Source organism: Nocardioides sp. NPDC127503 (assembly GCF_040302165.1).
GTDB lineage: Bacteria > Actinomycetota > Actinomycetes > Propionibacteriales > Nocardioidaceae > Nocardioides.
Window position 1 is genome coordinate 76,430 of sequence record NZ_JBEORH010000006.1, and the last position, 21,071, is coordinate 97,500.

Genomic DNA, 21,071 nt, shown 5'->3' on the forward strand with positions numbered 1-21,071 from the left:
GCTGCGCGACACGCCGCGGAGAGACGCATACGGCGCCCCGATCCGGGTACTCGGACGTCTGACCCACCAAAGGAGGATCGTCATGGCACTGACACGACCTTTCCACCGACAACATCAGCGTGCAGACGAGAACCAGCCCGGCGTCGACGAGAACCACGCCTCGACCCGCGACTACCAGCCCGGTGGCCCGGCGGTCGTCGGCCACGATGACCGCGTCGAGCGCCCGCACAACGCCGAGGGCGAGGCCGGCCCCCTGCGGGCGGGCGACGCCGTCGAGCACCATCGCCACGCCGAGGAGGGCCGACGTGCCGCTCTCCACGACACCTACGGAGGCATGAACTGGGGCGCCTGCTTCTTCGGCTGGCTGGTCGCCATCGGAGTCACCGTACTTCTCGGGGCGATCATCAGCGCCGTCGCCTCGGCGATCGGGGCCAACCAGAACTGGACCCAGACGGACCTGCAGGAGATGTCCGGCACGGTCGGTATCGCGGCGGCGATCACGCTCGCCGTGGTGATGTTCGTCGGCTATTACGCCGGCGGGTACGTCGCCGCCCGCATGTCCCGCTTCGACGCCCGCCGACAGGGCCTGGGCGTGTGGATCGTGGCGATCGTCATGATGATCATCGCCGCCATCGCCGGCACGGTGTTCGGCACCAGCTACGACATCATGCGGCAGGTCGACCTGCCCAGCGTGGGGCTGAGCACCGACCAGCTCAGCTGGGGCGCCGTGATCACCGGCATCGCACTACTGGCCGTGATGCTCGTCGGGGCACTCGTCGGCGCCGCCGCCGGTCAGCGCTACCACACCAAGATCGACCGGGCGGTCTACGACGACTGACGACTCGGGTCGGCAGCTGAAACAACACGGGGGTTCGCGGGCGCACACGCCCGCGGCCCCCATAGGTTGGTGCCCGTGAACGAGCGCCAGCGACTACCCATGTTCCCGCTCAACGCGGTCCTGTTCCCCGGCGTGACCCTGCCGCTGCGCGTCTTCGAGGACCGCTACCGCGCGATGGTGCACCACCTGCTCCGCCAGGAAGAGGAGGACCGCCACTTCGGCTCGGTCGCGATCCGCGAGGGCTACGAGGTCGGTGAGACCGGCGCCCAGTCGCTCTACCGCGTCGGGGTGAAGCTGCTGATCACCGAGGTGGAGCGCCACGACGACGGCTCCTTCGACCTCGAGGTGCTCGCGGTCGACCGGATCCGGATGGACAGCCTGGTCAGCTCGGGCGACTTCCCCGTCGCCGACATCGAGGACCTCCCCGAGGATCACGTCGCGGTCCCGCACGCCATCGTCGACACCGCACGAGCGACCTTCACCGCCTACCGGGCCGCGCTGCTGGAATTCCGCGACGACCCGTTCTCCGGCTCGCTCCCCAAGGACCCGGAGTTCCTCTCCTGGACCATCTCGGCCACCACTCCCCTGCCCATGCCCGACCGCCAGGCGCTCCTGGAGGCCCCCGATGCCGGCATACGCCTCGGCATGGCCACCGATCTGCTCCGCTCCGAGCTCAAGGCGATGAACGTCATCCCCTCGCTGCCCGCGACCGAGGTCGCCCGCACGAAGTGGTCCCCCAACTGATGCCGAAGAAGCAGGCCGGGAAGCGGGCCGGCGGAGGCACCCCGGCGACAGTCGCCCTCACCCAGGCCGGCATCGACTACACCCTGCACCCCTACGAGCACGATCCGCGCGCCGAGTCCTACGGCCTGGAGGCCGCCGAGGCCCTCGGCGTCGAGCCGAAGCGGGTCTTCAAGACGCTGATGGCCTCCCTGGACGGGAAGCTCGTCGTCGGCATCGTCCCCGTCACCGGCCAGCTCGACCTCAAGGCCCTGGCCCGCGCGCTGGGTGGCTCGAAGGCGCAGATGGCCGAAGTGACCGCGGCCGAGCGTGCGACCGGCTACGTCGCCGGCGGGATCTCACCCGTCGGCCAGAAGCGTCCCCACCCGACCGTCCTGGACGAGTCCGCGACCACGTACGACTCGGTCTACGTCTCCGGCGGCCGACGCGGCCTGGACGTCGAGCTCTCCCCCGCAGACCTGATCAAGATCACGTACGCCACCACAGCCCCCATCGCCAGATGACCCGCCCAGTCGGCGCGAACTGACCAAAACCCACGCCGAGTCGGCTCGTCATGACGAGCCGACTCGGCGATGGATCCTGTCAGTTCGAGCCGACTCGGCTCAATGGGTCAGTCGACGGTGATGCGAGCCAGGGCTCGCGAGGTGTCGCCGTCCAAGTAAGCGCTGAAGCCGAGCTGGCCGAGCGCCTCGATGTCGTCGGCGACCTCGGGAGCCTCGGCCGTCACCAGCGCGTCGAGACCGTCGAAGTCGACGTAGACGACCCCGGAGGCGTCCTTGGCGTTGGGGACCGCGTTCTTGAACCTGTCGGTCTCCGCCAGGCCACCGTCGGCGAGCAGGTCCTTGCCGTAGTCCCCCATCCCGACGGACGTCACGTCGCCCTCGCTGTCGACGCTGACGATGCCCTCGGCACCGAAGCCGGCGGTGAGGTCGCCCACGAACTTCTCGACGTCGGCCGAGTCGGCACCATCGAGCTTGATCCCGATGTCCAGGGAGTCCGGAGCGCTCAGGTCGATCTCGCCGGCCGCGATCGCGAAGCTGTCACCGAGGAGCTTCTCGAGGTCACCGGGAGCCATCCCGAGCATCTGCGTGAACTGGTCCTCGGCGCCGCTCCCGGCCAGGCCGGTCGTGAGCCAGCCGTCGGCCGGGTTGGCCGCGATCACCGCGGTGGTGTCCTTCGGCAGGGTGCCGGCGATGGTGCCGGCCTCCATGGACTCGGCCTGCTCGCCCACCGTCGAGGCGGCCTCGAGCTCGAAGGCGGTCTCGTCGGCACGTACGGTGAAGGCCCCGCCACCGAAGTCCTTCATCGCCGATCGAATCGTGTCGGCCAGGGCGGCCGGGTCGGGCATCGGCGCGATCTCACCCATCGGGTTCTCGGCAAGCTCACCCTCGGCCTCGTCGAACGCGCCGTTCTCGGCTGCGTCGGCGATGGCGTCGGGCAGCTCCTTGGCGGCGTACGCCGTGATGAACCCAGTGCCGCCGACGTCGCCGGTCCACTTCTCGAAGCCGGCGTCGTCGGCCAGGGTGCCGGCCTCCACCGCCTTCTCGATCGCGGCCAGATCCTCGTCGGTCTCCGCGATGAGCACCCAACCGTCGGAGACCGCCCACGCGGACTCCGAGCCGCCGCACTCGGCGAGCTTGGGAAGACCTGCCTTCGCATCGGACTCGTCGGTGACCTGGAGGGCGAACGCGATCACCGGCTCCGCGTCCGTGGGGACTGCGCCGACCGCGGCCTTGTAGCCGATCCACGGCTCGACGTCCGCGGCGAAGTCGAGCTCGTCACAGGCGTTCGTGAACAGCGTCTCGCGCGGATCCTCGCCCTGCTTCAAGCCGAGCTCCTTCTCGAGCGAAGGCAGCTTGCGCAGCGTCGGCAGGGCGTCCTTGGCCTCGGTCAGGTCGATCTCGGCATATGCGACGGTCGAGGCCGGGAACGCCTCTGCCGGGGAGCCACCGGCGTTGCTCAGTGCGACTGCGGTGACGGTGCCGGCGGTCGCCAGCACAGCGACGCCCGCGACGGCTGCCGCGCCGATGATCAGCGGCTTCTTGCTCTTTCCGGCAGGGTTCCCGCCGAGGTCGAGGATCTCTGTCGCCTCCGGTCCGGATGGGCTCTGACCGGGAGTGTTCTCTGACATCAGTGACTTTCAGGTTCTGTCGGTCGGCATTGTGCCAACCGTCCAACCTGTTGAATCTACGCCGCCCGACGGCGAACTGTCCGGCGAATTTACCTTTCGGTCCCGGCCTGCTGCCCGTCGATCTCGTGATCTACGACAGGGTGCGGCGCCCACATCAGGAAGACCACCATCAGCGCCAGCATCGCCGAGCCCGGGACGAGCAGGATCAGCCACGGCGAGGCCAGCTGGAAGCTGTCCTCGAGCACGGTGCCGTCGGCGGCACCCTTGGCGAGACCGTTGGGATCCTCAGGCGAGAGCAGCGAGGTGACCAGCAGCATCAGGCCGCCGCCGATCGCACCGCCGACCGTGAGTGCGGCGAGGGTGACCAGCTCGGAGCGGTTGAGCCAGACCGCGGCCGCGATGCCGACCAGCAGGCCGAGCACGATCGCGCAGACCGAGAACCAGGCGGTCGCGGCGAAGACGCCCTGATCGATGTTCTGTCCGATGGCGGGCGGATCGATCGAGATGAGCCCCCGGTACCACTTGTCCTCGAGCACCATCCCGGTCGGCGGGGTCCACAGCGTCGCCGCGGCGAGACCGGCCGCCAGGCCGCCGACGATGAAGGCGGCCACGATGATGGCCACCTGGACCAGCACCGGGCGGGACAGGTCGGGGCGGGCGGCGGAGCGGCGACCTGTCGCGTAGAGACTGGGCGGCGGCGGCACGATCAGATTGTCAGGCATCCTGGTCCGAGGAGGTGTTTGAGGTCGGCGAACAGCTCGGGAGTCGGTGCCACCCGCAGCCGGTCATCGAGCTTCATGACCCGGGTCGCGTCCCGTGTCATCAACCGTAGCCTGACCTCGGCTACTCCGGGATAGGTGGTCAGTACGTCACGCAGCGACGCGATCACCTGCGGCGTGCACCGCGTCGAGGGCAGCGAGATCACCACCGGTCCCCCGGCGGCACCCGGTCCGCCGGTCAGGTCCGGGACGGTGACCTCCTGGCCACGCAGCTCGGGCTGGTCCTTGTCGCGGGAGAGCTGCCCCTTGACCCGGATGATCGAGTCCTCGACCAGATGCGGCGCGGCCAGCTGGTAGGACGACGGGAAGAGCAGCACCTCGACCGAGCCCTCGAGGTCCTCCAGGGTCACCGTCGCCCAGGCGTCGCCCTTCTTGGTGATGCGCCGGTTGACGTTGGTGACCAGCCCGGAGACCGTGACGGTGGTGTTGTGGGGCCGGGACTCGTCGGTCATCAGCTGACCGATGGTGCAGTCGGTGCCGTTGGCGAGGACGTGCTCGAGGCCCATCAGCGGGTGGTCGGAGACGTAGAGGCCGAGCATCTCCCGCTCGTGGCCGAGCAGGGTCATCTTGTCCCACTCGTCCATGTCGGGGATGGCCACCGAGACGCCGAAGCCGTCGCCGCCGTCCTCGTCGAGGCCGCCGAAGAGCGAGTCCTGGCCGATCGCCTCGTTGCGCTTGATGTCGATGTACTGGTCCACCGCGGTCTCGTGGATCGCGACCAGCGCGCGGCGGCGGTGCTTCATGTCGTCGAAGGCGCCAGCCTTGATCAGCGACTCGATCACGCGCTTGTTGCAGGCCCGCTCGGGCACCTTGGAGAGATAGTCGTTGAAGTCCGCGAAGCGGCCCTTCGTGGTGCGGGCCTCGACGATCCCGTCGACGACCTGGGCGCCGACGTTGCGGACCGCGGTCAGGCCGAAGCGGATGTCGCTGCCGACCGCGGTGAAGTCGTGGGCGGACTCGTTGACGTCGGGCGGCAGCACCGCGATCTTCATCCGGCGACACTCGTTGAGGTAGATCGCCATCTTGTCCTTGTCGTTCTTGACCGAGGTCAAGAGCGCGGCCATGTATTCGGTCGGGTAGTTGGCCTTCAGGTAGGCGGTCCAGTAGGTGACCACGCCGTAGGCCGCCGAGTGCGACTTGTTGAACGCGTAGTCGGAGAACGGGAGCAGGATCTCCCAGATCGTGTCGATCGCCTTCTGGGAGTAGCCGCGCTCGAGCATGCCGGCCTGGAAGCCGGCGTACTGCTTGTCGAGCTCGGCCTTCTTCTTCTTGCCCATCGCGCGGCGCAGGTTGTCGGCCTGTCCGAGCGAGAACCCCGCCAGGACCTGGGCGATCGACATCACCTGCTCCTGATAGACGATCAGGCCGTACGTCTCCCCCAGCACCTCGGCGAGCGGCTTCTCGAGCTCGGGATGGATCGGCACGATCGGCTCGCGGCCGTTCTTGCGGTGGGCGTACTTGTTGTGGGAGTCGGCACCCATCGGGCCGGGCCGGTAGAGCGCGGAGACCGCGGTGATGTCGGCGAACCGGTCGGGAAGCATCGAGCGCAGCAGCGCGCGCATGCCACCACCATCGAGCTGGAAGACGCCGAGCGTGTCGCCGCGCTGCATCAGCTCATAGGTCGGCTTGTCGTCGAAGGGGACCTCCTCCAGCACCAGGTCGATGTCTCGGTTGGCGCGGATGTTGACCAGCGCGTCCTCGAGGGTGTGGAGGTTGGAGAGGCCCAGGAAGTCCATCTTGACCAGGCCGAGCGCCTCACAGGTCGGATACTCGAACTGCGTGACGACCTGACCGTCCTGCTTGGGCTCCATCAGCGGGACGATGTCGATGATCGGCTCGGAGGCCATGATCACGCCCGCCGCGTGGATGCCGGTCTGCCGGATCTGGCCCTCGAGACCGAGCGCGGTCTCGTAGATCTTGCGTACGTCGGGGTCGGTGTCGTGCAGCGCCCGGAAGTCGCCACCCTCGCCGTAGCGCTTGTGGTCGGGGTTGAACAGCTCCTTGAGCGGCACCCCCTTGCCCATCACGTCGGCCGGCAGCGCCTTGGTGATCCGGTCACCGATCGCGAAGCCGTGGTCGAGGATGCGGGCGGCGTCCTTGATCGCCTGCTTGGCCTTGATCCGCCCGAAGGTGGCGATCTGGGCGACCTTCTCCGCGCCGTACTTCTCCGTGACGTACTTGATCGTCTCGCCACGGCGATGGTCGTCGAAGTCGATGTCGAAGTCGGGCATCGAGGGACGCTCGGGGTTGAGGAACCGCTCGAAGAAGAGTCCGTGCTCGAGCGGGTCTAGATCGGTGATCCTCAGTGCGTACGCGACGATCGAGCCGGCACCGGAACCACGGCCCGGTCCGATCCGGATGCCGTTGTCCTTGGACCACTGGATGAAGTCGGCGACCACCAGGAAGTAGCCCGGGTAGCCCTTCTGCAGGATGACGTCGATCTCGAACTCGACGCGGTCGCGGACCTCCTGGGTCGTCTTCTCGCCCGGGTAGCGCAGCTCGATGCCGCGCCAGGTCTCCTTGCGCAGCCACGACTCCTCGGTCTCGCCCTCGGGGATGTCGGCGAGCGCCATGTAGCCACCGGTCGACTCGGTGAACTGCACGTCGCAGCGCTCGGCGATCAGCAGGGTGTTGTCGCAGGCCTCGATCAGGTCCTGCTGGCCCCACAGCTCGCGCATCTCGGCGGCGGTCTTGATGTAGTAGCCGCTGCCCTCGAACGCGAACCGCTTGCCGCCCTTGGAGTAGGGCGGCTCGGTCATCCGGCTGCCCGACTGGACGCACAGCAGCGCCTCGTGGGCGGCGGCGTCCTCGGGGTTGTTGTAGTGGGAGTCGTTGGTCGCGACCGGGCGGATGTTCATCGCCTTGCCGAGCTTGAGCAGGTCGTCGCGGACCCGCTTCTCGATGGAGATGCCGTGGTCCATCAGCTCGAGGAAGACGTTGTCCTTCCCGAAGATGTCCTGCAGCTCGCCGGCCTCCTTGAGCGCCTCGTCCCACTGACCCAGCCGCAGCCGGGTCTGGATCGCGCCCGAGGGGCAGCCGGTGGAGACGATGATCCCCTTGGAGTGCTCGGCGAGGATCTCCTTGTCCATCCGCGGCTTGAAGTAGTAGCCCTCGAGGCTGGATCGCGAGGAGAGCCGGAAGAGGTTGTGCATCCCCTCGGTGGACTCGGCCCACATCGTCATGTGGGTATAGGCGCCACCACCCGAGACGTCGTCGCCGCCCTCCTGGGCCTGGTCGCCCTTGCCCCACCGCACCCGCTTGCGCTCCGAGCGCGGGGTGTTCGGCGTGATGTAGGCCTCGATGCCGATGATCGGCTTGACGTCGTGGGCCTTCGCCTTCTTCCAGAAGTCGTAGGCCCCGTGCATGTTGCCGTGGTCGGTCATCGCGATCGCCGGCATCTCGAGCTCGCTGGTCCGCTTGAAGAGACCATCGAGGAGCGAGGCACCATCCAACATCGAGTATTCGGTGTGGACGTGCAGGTGGACGAATGAGTCCTTGGAGCCGGCCGCCATTGGCGTGGAGCCCTCCTCGAGGTCGAACGGATGGAGCGGGCGCAGGAGCCCGTGCTGCAAACGGACGACCTGGGGGAAGGACTACAGACTATCTGGCGCCACCGACAGTTTTGTCAGCGGCAGGCCGTAGCATCGGCGTTGTGGTGACGATCCTCGATGGCGGCCTGTCCAACGCGCTGGAAGCACGCGGTCATGACGTCTCCGGAGCCCTGTGGACGGCCCGGTTGCTGGACGAGTCACCGGCGGAGATCGCCGCGGTCCACCGCGCCTACTTCGCCGCCGGCGCCGACGTCGCCACGACTGCCAGCTACCAGGCCAGCGTGCCCGGTTTCGTGGAGGCCGGGATGACCCAGACGTACGCCACCGAGCTGCTGCGCCGCAGCGTACGCGTCGCGCGTGAGGTCGCCGAGGAGGCTCCCGGACGCCTGGTCGCCGCCTCGGTCGGACCCTATGGCGCCTACCTGGCCGACGGGTCCGAGTACCGCGGCCGCTACGGGGTCTCGGCGTCCGTGCTGCGTGACTTCCACGCGCCCCGGCTGGCCCTGCTCGAGACCGAGGACCCAGACCTCATCGCCGTCGAGACCATCCCCGACATCGAGGAGGCCGAGGTGCTCGTCGACCTCCTCGACGACATCGGCCTCCCGGTGTGGTTCTCCTACTCCTGCGCCGGCACCCGCACCCGCGCCGACCAGCCCCTGGCCGACGCGCTGGCGCTGGCCGCGGGCATCCGCTCGGTGGTCGCCGTCGGGGTCAACTGCTGCGACCCGGCCGACGTTCCCGCCGCCGTCCAACTGGCCAGCGCCACCGGCGAGCCGGCCGTCGTCTACCCCAACACCGGCGAGACCTACGCCGACGGCGCGTGGACCGGCACCCCTCACTTCCGGCCCGGAGAGGCCCTCTCCTGGGCGCGGTCCGGGGCTGCGTACGTCGGCGGCTGCTGCCGCGTCGGACCCGCCGAGATCGCCCTCATCGCGGCCGAGATGGACCACCTGAAGGGCGAGTAGGTCAGGGCCAGGCCATCCGTACGTCGGGGGTCTTCTCCTGGTTGGCGGAGCCGTCGGTGCGCTCGACCTCGCGCAGCCCGTGGCGGGCGTAGAAGGCCCGCGCGGGGGTGTTCATCTCGAAGACCCACAGGCCGAAGCCGTCGGGGGTCAGAGACTTCACCAGGTCGAGCAGCATGGTGCCGAGGCCGGTGCCCTGGGCGCGGGGGTGGACGAAGAGGTCGTCGAGCCAGGTCGGGGTGAAGGCGACGAAGGCAGAGACGACGCCGTCGACCTCCGCGAGCCACACCTGCGACCCCTTCTGGGGTGCCAGGACCTTGACCGCGAGCCACTCGCGGATGTCGGACTCCGGGTAGATGGGCGCCGGCATCGGTGCGGCGGCACGTGCCTCGACGTAGGTGCTGACGATCTCGGCGATGTCCTCGGACTCCGCCGGGCGGAGCACCGCCTCAGTCGGAGTCGCGGATGACATCAAGCGCGTGCTGGAGGTCGTCGGGGTAGGTCGACTCGAAGGTGACGTACTCACCGGTCTCCGGGTGCTCGAAGCCGAGCTTCACCGCGTGCAGCCACTGCCGCTCGACCCCGACGCGCCGCGCCAGAGCGGGGTCGGCGCCGTAGGTGAGGTCGCCGACGCACGGGTGCTTCAGCGCCGACATGTGGACGCGGATCTGATGCGTGCGCCCGGTCTCGAGGTGGATCTCGAGCAGCGAGGCGAACCGATGCGCCTCGAGCGTCTCGTAGTGGGTCACCGACTGACGCCCGTCCGCGCGGACCGCGAACTTGTAATCGTACTTCGGGTTGCGCCCGATCGGTGCGTCGATCGTCCCCTCGAGCGGGTCGGGGTGGCCCTGGACCAGCGCGTGGTAGGTCTTGTCGACCGTACGCTGCCGGAACGCGTTCTTGAGGACGGAGTAGGCGTGCTCGGACTTGGCGATCACCATCACGCCCGAGGTGCCGACGTCGAGACGCTGGACGATGCCCTCGCGCTCCTTGGCCCCCGAGGTGGAGATCCGGAAGCCGGCCGCGACGAGGTGGCCGACGACGGTCTTCCCCTGCCAGCCCGGCGAGGGGTGGACAGCCACGCCGACGGGCTTGTCGATCACCACGAAGGCGTCGTCGTCGTAGATGATCTTGATGCCCTCGACGATCTCGGGCTTGATCTCGAGGGGGTCGGCCTGCGACGGGATCGTCGCGTCGAGCATCGACCCGGCGCTGACCCGGTCGCTCTTGGCCACGACCGAGCCGTCCACGGTCACCAGCCCTTCGGCGATCAGCTCTGCCGCGCGAGTTCGAGAGAGGCCGAACAGCCGCGCCATGGCGGCGTCGACGCGCTCCCCCTCCAGACCGTCGGGGACGTGCAGCGTGCGCTGGTCGGCGTGACCGAAGTTCACTTCTTCTCGCCCTCGGACTCGTCGTCCGACGCGCTCTCGGACTCGTCCGCGGCGCCGCCGTCGATCGACCCGTCGAGCCCGATTCCCTTGAACGAGAGGATCACGATCATCACCGCGGCCACGTTGATGCACATGTCGGCGACGTTGAAGATCGGCCAGTTGGGCAGCTGCAGGAAGTCGACCACGTGCCCGACGTAGAAGCCAGGCTCACGCAACAGCCGGTCGACCAGGTTGCCGCTGATGCCGGCGACCAGGATGCCGAGCGCGAAGGCCCAGCCCCGGTGGCGCACCCGGCGCGAGAACCAGAGCACACCGATCGTGGCCGCGATCGAGAGCGACGTGAAGACCCAGGTGTAGCCGGTCCCGGTCGAGAAGGCCGCTCCGGGGTTGCGGATGATGTTGAGCTGGAGCACCGAGCCGATCAGCTCCTGCGGCTGCCCGGGAACGAGCGTCGCGACCGCCCAGAGCTTCGTGATCTGGTCGATGACCAGGAGAAACACTGCGACGGTCGCGAACTCTGCCCATCGAACAGGGCGCACGTCGGACTCAGGACCGGTATGTGCGTCGCTCAGCGACGCTCCTCGCGCTGCTTGCATGTCATGCACAGTGTGGCACGCGGGAACGCCATGAGCCGCATCTTGCCGATCGGCTCCCCACACGACTCACAGATGCCGTACGAGCCGTCCTCGAGGTATCCCAGGACACGCTCGATCTGGGCCAGCTTGTCCTTCTCGCTGTTGACCACGGTCAGCTCGTGGTCACGCTCGAAGCTGGTCGCTCCCATGTCTGCCTGGTCCTGGCCGGCGCCGTCGCCGGAGTCCTTCATCAGGCCGGAGAGCTCGGCTTCGAGAGCGGTGAGCACCTCGAGGCTGTGAGCCCTCATCTCGTGAAGCTCGTCGATGACCTCGTTGAGCTCATCCTTGGTCCACGGGTCCTCGCCGTCCTTGACCTTCAGCTGGTCAGGAGAGACGACGGTCTTGGTTGCTTTCTTAGGCACGGCACTCGCTTTCTGGTGTGAGACACGGCCCCCCGGGCCGCAGGCTGGTCAGGTTTGGCTAGGCGCTCGCCGTGGCCACCGACGTGGAAGCCATGACGTAGGAGCTGGTATTCCCAGAAAGCTCGGGCGTCGTCACCTGGACGCGCCCGACTGCCGCGTTGTCGCGACACCTCATCGGTACAGACATGGAGTCCCCTTTCTCCTGCCGTCACTTCGCGCCGCCGAGTCGGTGCGGAGTGCGTGCCCGGAATGTAGCCCGGGATTCGGCTCCGCTCAACTAACACACCGAAACTGCACGCATATTGGTCCGCAGCGTGGAAAAACTCCGAAATCCTCTTACAGGACCCGCCTCACCTGCTACAACGCGTTCCTGCCTGAGCCGACGGGCTCAGGCGGACCGCGGTGGACGTACGCATCGGCCGGCCCCGCGAGGCGGGACCGGCCGATGGAAGCCTGACTACGAAGGCGTCAGCCCTCGTCCTCCCCCAGGATGGAGCGCAGGCGCTTGGGCGCCGGGCCCGACTCGTTGACGGCGGCAGCCATCACGGGCGCCTGTGACTCAGCCGAGTTGTTGAGCGCGTCGAGCTGCTGCGTGAAGTAGCTCTTCAGGCGCGAACGGTATTCACGCTCGAAGTTGCGCAGGGTGTCGACCTCGGTGGTCAGGTTGTCCTTCTCGCGCTCGAGCTCGCCGAAGAGCTGCTGGCGACGCTCGGCGGTCTCGCTGTCGAGCATCTGCGCACGGGTGCGCGCGTCGGCCTCCATGCGGTCGGCCTTCGACTTCGACTCGGCCTCGAGGCGCTCGGCCTTGGTCCGGGCCTCGCCGACGATCTTGTCGGCGTCGTTCTTGGCCGTGTCGATGAGCGCATCGTGGTTGCGCGTGGCCAGCTCGAGCAGGCGCGCGGCGGCGTTGGACGCCTCCGGCACGGTCTCGACCCGGATCGTCTCGATGCCGCCGGTCTGCGGTGCCTCCTGATACATCGGCATCTGGTGCGAGACCGGCTCAGGAGCCGGCATCGGCTCAGGAGCGGGCGGCTCGGGAGCCATCGGGAAGGACGGACCCCCACCCGACTGCGCAGATGCCAACTTCCCGCGAAGGTCGTCGTTCTCCCGGGTGAGACGTGCCAGTTCGGCCTCGACCTCGTCGAGGAACTGGTCCACCTCGCCCATGTCGTAGCCCTCGCGGAGCCGGACGGGAGTAAAGCGCTTGTTGCTCACGTCCTCTGGCGTCAGCGGCATGACCTCACCCATTCATTACTCGGTTGACTCAGACGTACGGACTGCACCGCCGGGGGGCGGCATCAGGTAATGCTGTCGAAACTCTAGCGCCTGTCCGTAGACATGCCAGATGCGGACCGCATCCAAGCACCTACGAGCAGGTGTCGAAGGCCTCAGCTCTGGTTGAAGAAGCCGCCCTCAACGATCCTCTGCTTGGCCTCAGCCGTGACCGAAACGTTCGCAGGTGAGATAAGAAACACCTTGTTGGTGACCCTCTCGATGTTTCCATAGGTAGCAAAGATCAGGCCGGCGGCAAAGTCGACGAGCCGTTTTGCGTCCGGATCGTTCATCTCGGTGAGGTTCATGATCACCGGCGTGCCGTCGCGGTAGTTCTCGCCGATCTGACGCGCTTCGTTGTAGGACGTCGGGGTCAGCGTGATGATCTTGGAAAGCTCTGCCACTGCGGGCACCACCGTTGCTCGTCGCCGCTCGGAAAGGTCAGCCACCGGAGCCGGGCGTGACTGCTTCGACCGCACCGGGGCCTTGACGGCCTGGTGGGAGCGGGTCTCGTCGTCGTCACCTTCGTAGACATCGTCGTCGTACCCGGTGTCCTCGAGCAGGCCGAGGTATTCACCGAACCTGCGCATCGCGCCGCTCATGTCGCCACCTTCCCCAAAGTATTGCTGACCGAGACATTACTTGACAGTTGGCCTCTCTCCGAGGACCGCAGACCCGACACGTACGTGTGTCGCGCCATGGGCAATCGCCTGCTCCAGGTCTCCGCTCATCCCCGCCGACAGCACGGTCGCCTCGGGATACTCGACCAGGAAGTCCTCCCGGATCCGCGCCAGCCGGACGAAAGCCTGCTCCGGTTCCTCACCGAGAGGCGCCACGGCCATCAGGCCTCGCAGCCGGAGCCCGTCGGTCGTCTCGACCTCGGCAGCCAGGTCGCGTACGTCATCGGGATCCGCCCCGGCACGCCCCTCGCGCCCAGGCGGGTCGAGGGACACCTGCAGGAGCACGTCGAGGATCTGGCCGCGCTCACCCGCGCCGCGGCTGAGCCGGGGCAGCAGCGAGGACCGGTCGACGGACTCGACCACGTCGGCGTAGCCGGCCACGGCCGCCGCCTTGTTGGACTGGAGCCCGCCGATGTAGTGCCAGCGCAGCCCGAGGTCGGCGCACTCGGCCGCCTTGGCCGCCGCCTCCTGGTGGCGGTTCTCGCCGACGTCGGTGACGCCGAGACCGGCCAGGATGCGTACGTCGGAGGCGGGGAAGAACTTGGTGACGACGACCAGGTGGACGTCGGCAGCGGGGCGACCGGCGGCCTTGGCGGCCAGAGCGATCCGCTCGCGGGTCTCGGCGAGCCCCGCGGCGATCTCATCGGCGCGATCGGTCGCCATCAGGCACCACGCAACCGGATCAGGGCGCCCAGCGACATGCCGGCGCCGTCGCGGCGGAAGGAGTAGAGGTCCTCGGACTCTCGGGTGCAGCGGCCGGCATCGACCGTCTCGACACCCTCGCGGGCCAGCTGGGCGAGCACTCCGGCACCGACGTCGAGGCTCGGGGTGCCCCAGCTCGTGGTGGCGCGCGCGGCCGGCTCGACCGCGGCGATCTCCTCCTGCATCTCGGCAGGCACCTCGTAGCACTTGCCGCACACGTGCGGCCCCACCCAGGCGCTGATCCGCGTCGCGCCGAGCGTGCGCATCCGGGCGATGGTCTCGGGCACGACCCCGGCCGCCATCCCCTTGCGTCCGGCGTGTGCCGCGCCGATGACCCCGGCCGCCTCGTCCGCGAACAGCACGGGTACGCAGTCGGCGGTGCGGACCAGCAGCACCAGGTCACGCTCGGTGGTGACGATCCCGTCCGCCTCGGGGCGGGTGCCGCACTCCGCGTCGACGACCGCGTTGCCGTGGACCTGGTAGAGGTCGGCGTAGGGCGCGCCGTCGGCGAAGTCAGCCAGCAGCAGCCGATGGTTCTCGGCCTTCGCCTCCGGCGAGTCCGATCCGTTGACCGCCAGGTTGAGCTCGGCGTACGGAGCGAGACTGACCCCGCCGTACCTGTCGGTGAACGCCAGGTCGACGAGGCCTGCTGCGGCTCGGAAGGAATACAAGAATGGGACCTACTTCAAACTGTTCTTACTCGAGGCTGTGTTTACTTCAGGAAATCGGGAACGTCGAGCTCGTCATCGCTGTACTGGACGCTCGGAGCGGGCTTCTTGGCGACCGGAGCGGGCTCGGCCGGCGGAGCCGCGGGCGGAGGCGTCGCCGGGGCCGGCTGGGCGGGCTTGGCCGGCTCGGCGGCCGGGGTCTCCTCGGCCTCCTCGGCGCGTCGGGTCGCGACCGCGGTGGCCACGGCGGCGGTCTCGCCGTTGTTGGCCGACTGGGAGCTGGTCGAGCGGCTCTGCATGGTGCCGAGTGCCGACTGGCCCTCGCGGCGCTTGGGCATGCCACCGTCGAAGCCGGCCGCGATCACGGTCACCCGGACCTCGTCGCCGAGCGCGTCGTCGATGGTCGCGCCGAAGATGATGTTGGCCTCCTGGTGGACCGCGTCGGCGACCAGCGCGGCGGCCTCGTTGATCTCGAAGAGGCCGAGGTCGGAGCCGCCGGCGATCGAGAGCAGGACTCCGTGGGCGCCGTCGATCGACGCCTCCAGGAGCGGCGAGGAGACGGCCATCTCGGCGGCCTCGACGCTGCGGTTGTCACCGCGGGCGGAGCCGATGCCCATCAGCGCCGAGCCGGCGTTGGACATGACCGACTTCACGTCGGCGAAGTCGAGGTTGATCAGGCCGGGCGTGGTGATCAGGTCGGTAATGCCGGAGACACCCTGCAGCAGCACCTGGTCGGCCTGGCGGAACGCGTCCATCACCGAAACGTTGCGGTCCGAGATCGACAGCAGCCGGTCGTTGGGGATGACGATGAGGGTGTCGACCTCCTCGCGGAGCTTGGCGATCCCGTCCTCGGCGGAGTTGGCGCGACGACGGCCCTCGAAGGCGAACGGGCGGGTCACCACACCGATGGTCAGGGCGCCGAGGGAGCGGGCGATGCGGGCCACGACAGGGGCGCCACCGGTGCCGGTGCCGCCACCCTCGCCGGCGGTCACGAAGACCATGTCGGCGCCCTTCATGACCTCTTCGATCTCGTCGGCGTGGTCCTCGGCGGCGCTCTCCCCCACGCTCGGGTTGGCGCCGGCACCGAGACCGCGGGTCAGCTCGCGACCGATGTCGAGCTTCACGTCGGCGTCACTCATCAGGAGCGCCTGGGCGTCGGTGTTGATGGCGATGAACTCGACCCCCTTGAGGCCGACCTCGATCATCCGGTTGACAGCGTTGACGCCGCCGCCACCGATGCCGACGACCTTGATGATCGCCAGATAGTTCTGTGCAGCTCCCACGGTGGTCGCCCCTTCGATCGCTGGTTGGTTCTTACGACGGGTTTCTCAACCCTTACCCTCAGCCTGAGGGTTATAGTTATGTCAACCTCGCCGTTCTCAGAACAGTAGGCAGACGTACGTCCTCAAACTGGCGCGACACGCGGACGCGGATCAGTTGTGCCGATCCGTTGCCGTCCGGTAGGGGCAATCCGGCAGTGCCGTGGAGTAGAGAGGATCCCCGCTCCGGATCAGTCGACGCTCTTGCTGGTGACCGGCTGGCCGGGCACGGAGACGTCGTAGCGGGCCACGTCGGGCTCCGCCTTCATCAACGCGACCAGCACGTCGGCCTTGGTGTCGGACTGGGCGCTGCTCCCCCACACCACACGCTTGTCGTTGCGCAGCTCCAGGGAGATCGAGTCGACGGTGGTCACCTCGACGTGGTCGACCCGCTTGGCCAGGCTGGCTGGGAGGGCCGAGGCCACCGCGGCGGCCTCGCGGAGCGCGTCGGAGTTGGTGCCGGTCACGGTGTTCACCATCGGCAGGCCGGAGGGCGCCTTCTTGTAGTCCCAGAAGACGGTGCCGGTCTCGTCGAGCGCGCGGAGCCGGCCGCCGATGGAGACGACGGCCACCGGCGTACGTTCGGTGACGTCGACCCGGATCTTGTCGGGCCACTCGCGCGAGACGTTGACCGAGCGCACCATCGGCAGCCCGTTGAGCACCCGCACCTGCACGGCCTCGAGGTCGGCGGTGGCCAGCGGCTCCCCGACAGGGACGGCCGCGAACTCGACGACCTCCTTGGCGCTGGTCATCTTCATCGCGCCGTGCACCGAGGTGCCCTTGACCTGCAGCCAGGTGGAGAAGTAGACCGCCCAGATCCCGCCGAGCAGAAGGGCGATGACCAGGGTGCCGACGATGAGGTAGCGCCACGCCAGCCAGCGCCGGCGCCACTGGCGCCGGGCGAAGGCCTTGCGGCTCTTCAGGGTCGCCGGATCAACAGCCGCAGGCTCGTCCTGAGACTCCTCCGGCTCCGGTTCCGTGCTCGACTCAGCGCCGGCCTTGGCCTCCTCCGAGTCGAGGTCGATCTCGCGCTCCCCGGACGCCGACTGGGCGATCTCCAGGGCCTCGGCGATCTCGGTCTCGACGCCTGACCCCTTCTCCGCCATGCTCGCCTCCCCCAGCGTTACTGCTCTGCCGTACGTAGCCTGGCGAGCACCATCGGGCCCACCTCCGTCACGGTACCTGCCCCGAGGGTCAGAACGAGGTCACCCGGACGGGCGCGGCGGGCCAGCTCGACAGCGGCCTCCTCGAGCCCGGCGACGCTGACGACCCGGTCGGGCGGCAGCGGCACCGCGTCGGCGACGAGCTTGCCGGTGACCTCGGGGTCGTAGTCCTCGCGGGCGAGGTAGACGTCGAGGACGACGACCTCGTCGGCGGCGCCGAGCACGCGGCCCATCTCCTCTCCGAAGATCCGGGTGCGGGAGACCATGTGCGGCTGGAAGGCGACGATGAGCCGCCCCTGCCCCGCCACGGACCGGCCGGAGACGAGGTCACCGGCGATCTCGGAGGGGTGGTGGGCGTAGGAGTCGTAGACGCGTACGCCTGCGGCCTCTCCCTTGCGCTCCATCCGCCGCCGGGTGCCGGTGAACGACTCCAGCCCCGCCTTGAGCAGGTCGAAGGAGTGACCCAGGCGCAGGCCGACGGTGAGAGCGGCCAGCGCGTCGGCGACGTAGTGGCGCCCGGGGATCTGCAGCGTGACCCGGCCCAGCTCGTCGAGCCCGTCGACGACGGTGAAGGAGGAGGTGGTGCCCTCCAGGACGACGTCGACGGCGCGTACGTCGGCCAGCTCCGACTCACCGACGCCGATGAAGCGGCGGCCGAGCGAGTGGGCGACGTGGCGCAGGTCGGCGGCGCCGGGGTCGTCGATGACCGCGACCAAGAACCCGTCGGGAGCCAGCCGCCCCACGAACTGGGCGAAGCCCTCGCGGTAGGCCTCCTCGGTGCCCCACTGGTCGAGGTGATCGGCCTCGACGTTGGTGACGACGGCGGCGTACGGCTTGTAGACCAGGAAGGCGCCGTCGGACTCGTCGGCCTCGGCGACGAACAGGTCGCCCGAACCCTCGGCGGCGTTGGTGCCCGAGGCGGCCAGCTCGCCACCGACGGTGTAGGTCGGCGCGGCGCCCGCGGCCTGCAGGGAGACGGTCAGGAGCGAGGTGGTGGTGGTCTTGCCGTGGGTGCCGGCGACGGCGAGGACGCGGCGGCCCTCCATCACCGAGGCCAGGCCGGCCGAGCGCGGGTAGATCCGCAGGCCCTTCTCGACGGCCGCGACGTACTCCGGGTTGTCCTCGCGGATCGCGGTGGAGACGATCAGCGTGTCGACGCCGTCGACCTGGGAGGCGTCGTGGCCGACGTAGACGGTCGCGCCCTCCTCGCGCAGCGCCGCGACCATCGAGGAGTCGGCGCCGTCGGAGCCGGAGACCTCGATCCCGCGGGCCAGCATGACCCGGGCGATCGCGGACAGACCCGCCCCACCGATGCCGATGAAGTGGACCCTGCCCAACTGCTCGGCGGGAAGGATGTGCTCGGGAACCGGAACTCTCATGACCTGCCTCCTTGCGCCGTCTCCAGGACGATCCGTGCCAGCCGTTCGTCGGCGTCGCGAGGCACGAGGTCGCTGGCGGCCTTCGACATCGCCTCGAGGCGGGCCCGGTCGGTGACGATCGGGGGTACGTGGCTGGTGACCCAGGCGGCGTTCATGTCAGCGTCGGAGACGAGCACGGCGCCACCGGCGTCGACGACGGCCCGCGCGTTGAGCGCCTGCTCGCCGTTGCCGATCGGGAGAGGTACGTAGACAGCCGGCACTCCCACGGCGCTCGCCTCGATCACCGAGTTGGCGCCGGAGCGGCAGATCATCAGGTCGGCCGCGGCCAGCGCCAGGTCCATCCGGTCGACGTAGTTGAGCACGTGGTAGCCGGGGCCGGGCGAGGCCAGCTCGTTCTTCGGGCCGATCACGTGGAGCACCTGGATCCCGTTGCTGGCCAGGGCCGGGTAGGCGCCGGAGACCGACTCGTTGATCGTCCGGGCGCCCTGGGAGCCACCGGTGACCACGATCGTGGGGCGGTGCTGGTCGAGCCCGAAGAAGCTGCGCGCCTCGGCGCGCAGCGCCCAGCGGTCCATCGTCGAGATCATCCGGCGGATCGGCAGCCCGATGTATTCGGCCTTGGGCAGCTTGGTGTCCGGGAAGCTGACCGCGACCCGGTCGGCGAGGCGAGCACCGACCTTGTTGGCGTAGCCGGGCATCGAGTTGCCCTCGTGGACGATCACCGGGATGTGGCGCCGCTTCGCGGCGATGTAGGCCGGCACCGAGACGTACCCGCCGTAGCCGACGACGACGTCGGGCCGGACCCGGTCGAGCACCTCGTAGGTCGCGTCGACCGCGCCCTTCAGGTTGGCAGGCACCTTGAGCAGGTCGCTGCTGAGCTGGCGCGGCATCGGGACCGGCGGGATCAGCTCGAGCGGGTAGCCCGCGGCGGGGACCACCTGGTTCTCCAGGCCGCGAGGCGTGCCGAGGCAGGTCACCTCCACGCTCGGATCGAGTCGGCGCAGGGCGTCAGCCGTGGCGAGCAGGGGGGATGTGTGTCCAGCGGTGCCACCGCCGGCGAGGAGGGCCTTCATGATGCGTCCGAACTTATCGGTTGCGTTGAGCGGACCGGTAAGCGGCTGCCTGGCGCGCCCGATCCTTTGCCAAGGCTTTACGCTGCTTCAGCGCCGCGGCTGCCGCCGGTTCACGACGGGCGAAGCCGATCACGACGCCGAGCGCGACCATCGACGGGATCAGCGCTGAGCCGCCGTAGGAGACCAGTGGCAGCGGGATGCCGATGACGGGCAGGAGCGCGAGCACCATGCCGACGTTGATGATCATCTGGCCCAGCAGCCAGACCAGCACGCCGAAGCTGAAGTAGCGTACGAACGGCCGGTCGGTCTGGCGCGCGACCTTGACCAGCGCGAAGGCGAGGGTCAGGAAGAGGCCGACGACGAGCAGGGTGCCGACCAGGCCGAGCTCCTCGCCCAGCACCGCGAAGATGTAGTCGGTGTGGGCCTCGGGCAGGTCGCCCCACTTCTGCTGCGACGCCCCGATCCCCTGGCCCAGGATGCCGCCCGAGCTGAGTGCGTAGAGACCGTGGGAAGGCTGCCAGCCCTGCCCGTGGTAGTCCTTGAACGGGTCCGCGAAGCTCGTCAGCCGGGCGAGCCGCTCGGTGTCGGTGCTGATCAGGAACAGCACCGAGACGCCGATGATCGAGATCGCCATCCCGAACAGCCGCCCCGGCGCACCGACCACCCACAGCATCCCGAGCACGATCGCGAAGAAGACCAGGGCGGTGCCGAGGTCCCGGCCGGCGAGGACGAGCCCGGTCGCCAGCGCGATGCCCGGCAGGACCGGCATCAGCACCTCGTGGAGGCTGTCGAGCCGGCGCTCCTTGAGCGCGTAGACGTGGGCAGCCCACAGCACGATCCCGAGCTTGGCGATCTCGCTCGGCTGGATCTTGACCGGGCCGGCGCCGATCCAGTTCTGCTGCCCGTTGACGTCATGGCCGAGGAAGATGGTCAGGAAGAGCAGCACGCAGGCGACGATGTACCCCGGCCAGGCCAGCCGTCGCAGGTGCTTCGGCCTGATCCTGGAGGCGATGAACGCACACGGGATGCCGATGATCACCCACAGCACCTGCCGCCCGACGATCGCGTAGGAGTTGTCCATCTGGGTGTAGGCCCACACGCTCGAGGCGCTCAGCACCATGATCAGCCCGATGGTCAGCAGCAGCGCGGTGCTGGTGAGCAGCAGGTAGTAGGCGGCCAGCGGCCGGTTCAGCGCGACCCTCAGCGCGTGGAACCAGGCCTTGAGGTAGCCGAGAACCGACTTCGGGTACGCCTTGGCCTGCTCGGCCGAGCCGGAACCGGTCTGGTCGGGGCTGGTGGTCGTCACGGCCTACCTCCCAGTTGCGGTGCGACGTACGTCCATTACATTCTCGCCGCCGTCTCCGCGTTCGCGGCGCATCTCCCCCGCGTGTCGCCCGTGGCGAGGCGTCACCCGCGTCGGCCGAG

20 protein-coding genes are annotated in these 21,071 nt (G+C 68.8%); 4 read left to right on the top strand and 16 right to left on the bottom strand.

Annotation, left to right across the window (positions count from 1 at the left end; translation table 11 throughout):
• Nucleotides 1-82 precede the first annotated feature (82 nt).
• The 3 genes from ABTW65_RS15120 (at nucleotide 83) to ybaK (ending at nucleotide 2,082) form a co-directional block, all read left to right on the top strand.
• Nucleotides 83-838 (top strand): hypothetical protein, encoded by a 756-nt coding sequence (locus ABTW65_RS15120; RefSeq protein ID WP_350661386.1) that lies wholly within the window; start codon nucleotides 83-85, stop codon nucleotides 836-838.
• A gap of 75 nt (nucleotides 839-913) precedes the next feature.
• Nucleotides 914-1,582: an LON peptidase substrate-binding domain-containing protein gene (locus ABTW65_RS15125; RefSeq protein ID WP_350661387.1), complete on the top strand. Its 669-nt coding sequence runs from the start codon at nucleotides 914-916 to the stop codon at nucleotides 1,580-1,582.
• Nucleotides 1,582-2,082 carry a Cys-tRNA(Pro) deacylase gene (ybaK, locus tag ABTW65_RS15130; protein ID WP_350661388.1) on the top strand — a complete coding sequence of 167 codons (501 nt, stop codon included), beginning with the start codon at nucleotides 1,582-1,584 and terminating at the stop codon, nucleotides 2,080-2,082. Before ABTW65_RS15125 ends, ybaK begins: the two co-directional genes overlap by 1 nt.
• A gap of 107 nt (nucleotides 2,083-2,189) precedes the next feature.
• Here ybaK and ABTW65_RS15135 read toward each other — a convergent pair whose 3' ends face one another.
• The 3 genes from ABTW65_RS15135 to dnaE all read right to left on the bottom strand — a co-directional run bounded on the left by ABTW65_RS15135 (nucleotide 2,190) and on the right by dnaE (nucleotide 8,001).
• Nucleotides 2,190-3,710, bottom strand: coding sequence for a hypothetical protein (locus ABTW65_RS15135; RefSeq protein ID WP_350661389.1), 1,521 nt, complete (start codon nucleotides 3,708-3,710; stop codon nucleotides 2,190-2,192).
• Nucleotides 3,711-3,799: 89 nt separating this feature from the next.
• Nucleotides 3,800-4,432: a hypothetical protein gene (locus tag ABTW65_RS15140; RefSeq protein WP_350661390.1), complete on the bottom strand. Its 633-nt coding sequence runs from the start codon at nucleotides 4,430-4,432 to the stop codon at nucleotides 3,800-3,802.
• A complete protein-coding gene (gene dnaE, locus ABTW65_RS15145; protein ID WP_350661929.1) occupies nucleotides 4,417-8,001 on the bottom strand; it encodes a DNA polymerase III subunit alpha in 3,585 nt (1,194 codons plus the stop codon). The genes ABTW65_RS15140 and dnaE overlap by 16 nt, the downstream gene beginning before the upstream one ends.
• 140 nt (nucleotides 8,002-8,141) lie before the next feature.
• Between dnaE and mmuM the strand changes: the two genes are divergently transcribed.
• Nucleotides 8,142-9,005 carry a homocysteine S-methyltransferase gene (gene mmuM / locus ABTW65_RS15150; RefSeq protein WP_350661391.1) on the top strand — a complete coding sequence of 288 codons (864 nt, stop codon included), beginning with the start codon at nucleotides 8,142-8,144 and terminating at the stop codon, nucleotides 9,003-9,005.
• 1 nt (nucleotide 9,006) lies between these two features.
• Here the strand turns inward: mmuM and ABTW65_RS15155 are convergent, their stop codons facing one another.
• From ABTW65_RS15155 to ftsW, 13 genes are all read right to left on the bottom strand, one after another.
• Nucleotides 9,007-9,474 (bottom strand): GNAT family N-acetyltransferase, encoded by a 468-nt coding sequence (locus tag ABTW65_RS15155; RefSeq protein WP_350661393.1) that lies wholly within the window; start codon nucleotides 9,472-9,474, stop codon nucleotides 9,007-9,009.
• Nucleotides 9,452-10,393: an RluA family pseudouridine synthase gene (locus ABTW65_RS15160; protein WP_350661396.1), complete on the bottom strand. Its 942-nt coding sequence runs from the start codon at nucleotides 10,391-10,393 to the stop codon at nucleotides 9,452-9,454. Before ABTW65_RS15160 ends, ABTW65_RS15155 begins: the two co-directional genes overlap by 23 nt.
• Entirely contained in the window at nucleotides 10,390-10,989 is a 600-nt protein-coding gene (lspA, locus tag ABTW65_RS15165; protein ID WP_350661397.1) for a signal peptidase II, read from the bottom strand. Before lspA ends, ABTW65_RS15160 begins: the two co-directional genes overlap by 4 nt.
• Complete coding sequence (locus ABTW65_RS15170; RefSeq protein ID WP_160024321.1) at nucleotides 10,962-11,390, bottom strand: TraR/DksA family transcriptional regulator; 429 nt, start codon at nucleotides 11,388-11,390, stop codon at nucleotides 10,962-10,964. The genes lspA and ABTW65_RS15170 overlap by 28 nt, the downstream gene beginning before the upstream one ends.
• A 468-nt stretch (nucleotides 11,391-11,858) precedes the next feature.
• Nucleotides 11,859-12,626 carry a DivIVA domain-containing protein gene (locus tag ABTW65_RS15175; RefSeq protein ID WP_229788310.1) on the bottom strand — a complete coding sequence of 256 codons (768 nt, stop codon included), beginning with the start codon at nucleotides 12,624-12,626 and terminating at the stop codon, nucleotides 11,859-11,861.
• A 152-nt stretch (nucleotides 12,627-12,778) separates the two neighbouring features.
• Nucleotides 12,779-13,264: a cell division protein SepF gene (locus tag ABTW65_RS15180; protein WP_141803932.1), complete on the bottom strand. Its 486-nt coding sequence runs from the start codon at nucleotides 13,262-13,264 to the stop codon at nucleotides 12,779-12,781.
• 36 nt (nucleotides 13,265-13,300) lie between these two features.
• On the bottom strand, nucleotides 13,301-14,005 hold the full coding sequence (locus tag ABTW65_RS15185) for a YggS family pyridoxal phosphate-dependent enzyme (protein WP_350661400.1): 705 nt from the start codon (nucleotides 14,003-14,005) through the stop codon (nucleotides 13,301-13,303).
• Nucleotides 14,005-14,715: a peptidoglycan editing factor PgeF gene (gene pgeF / locus ABTW65_RS15190; protein WP_350661402.1), complete on the bottom strand. Its 711-nt coding sequence runs from the start codon at nucleotides 14,713-14,715 to the stop codon at nucleotides 14,005-14,007. Before pgeF ends, ABTW65_RS15185 begins: the two co-directional genes overlap by 1 nt.
• A gap of 41 nt (nucleotides 14,716-14,756) precedes the next feature.
• Nucleotides 14,757-15,995, bottom strand: a complete 1,239-nt coding sequence (gene ftsZ / locus ABTW65_RS15195; RefSeq protein WP_350661404.1) for a cell division protein FtsZ — start codon at nucleotides 15,993-15,995, stop codon at nucleotides 14,757-14,759.
• 227 nt (nucleotides 15,996-16,222) lie between these two features.
• Entirely contained in the window at nucleotides 16,223-17,137 is a 915-nt protein-coding gene (locus tag ABTW65_RS15200) for a cell division protein FtsQ/DivIB (protein WP_350661406.1), read from the bottom strand.
• Between the two features lie 17 nt (nucleotides 17,138-17,154).
• Nucleotides 17,155-18,573 carry a UDP-N-acetylmuramate--L-alanine ligase gene (murC, locus tag ABTW65_RS15205; RefSeq protein WP_350661408.1) on the bottom strand — a complete coding sequence of 473 codons (1,419 nt, stop codon included), beginning with the start codon at nucleotides 18,571-18,573 and terminating at the stop codon, nucleotides 17,155-17,157.
• On the bottom strand, nucleotides 18,570-19,646 hold the full coding sequence (gene murG, locus ABTW65_RS15210) for an undecaprenyldiphospho-muramoylpentapeptide beta-N-acetylglucosaminyltransferase (RefSeq protein ID WP_350661410.1): 1,077 nt from the start codon (nucleotides 19,644-19,646) through the stop codon (nucleotides 18,570-18,572). The genes murC and murG overlap by 4 nt, the downstream gene beginning before the upstream one ends.
• Before the next feature lie 13 nt (nucleotides 19,647-19,659).
• A complete protein-coding gene (ftsW, locus tag ABTW65_RS15215; RefSeq protein ID WP_350661412.1) occupies nucleotides 19,660-20,952 on the bottom strand; it encodes a putative lipid II flippase FtsW in 1,293 nt (430 codons plus the stop codon).
• Nucleotides 20,953-21,071: the final 119 nt, after the last annotated feature.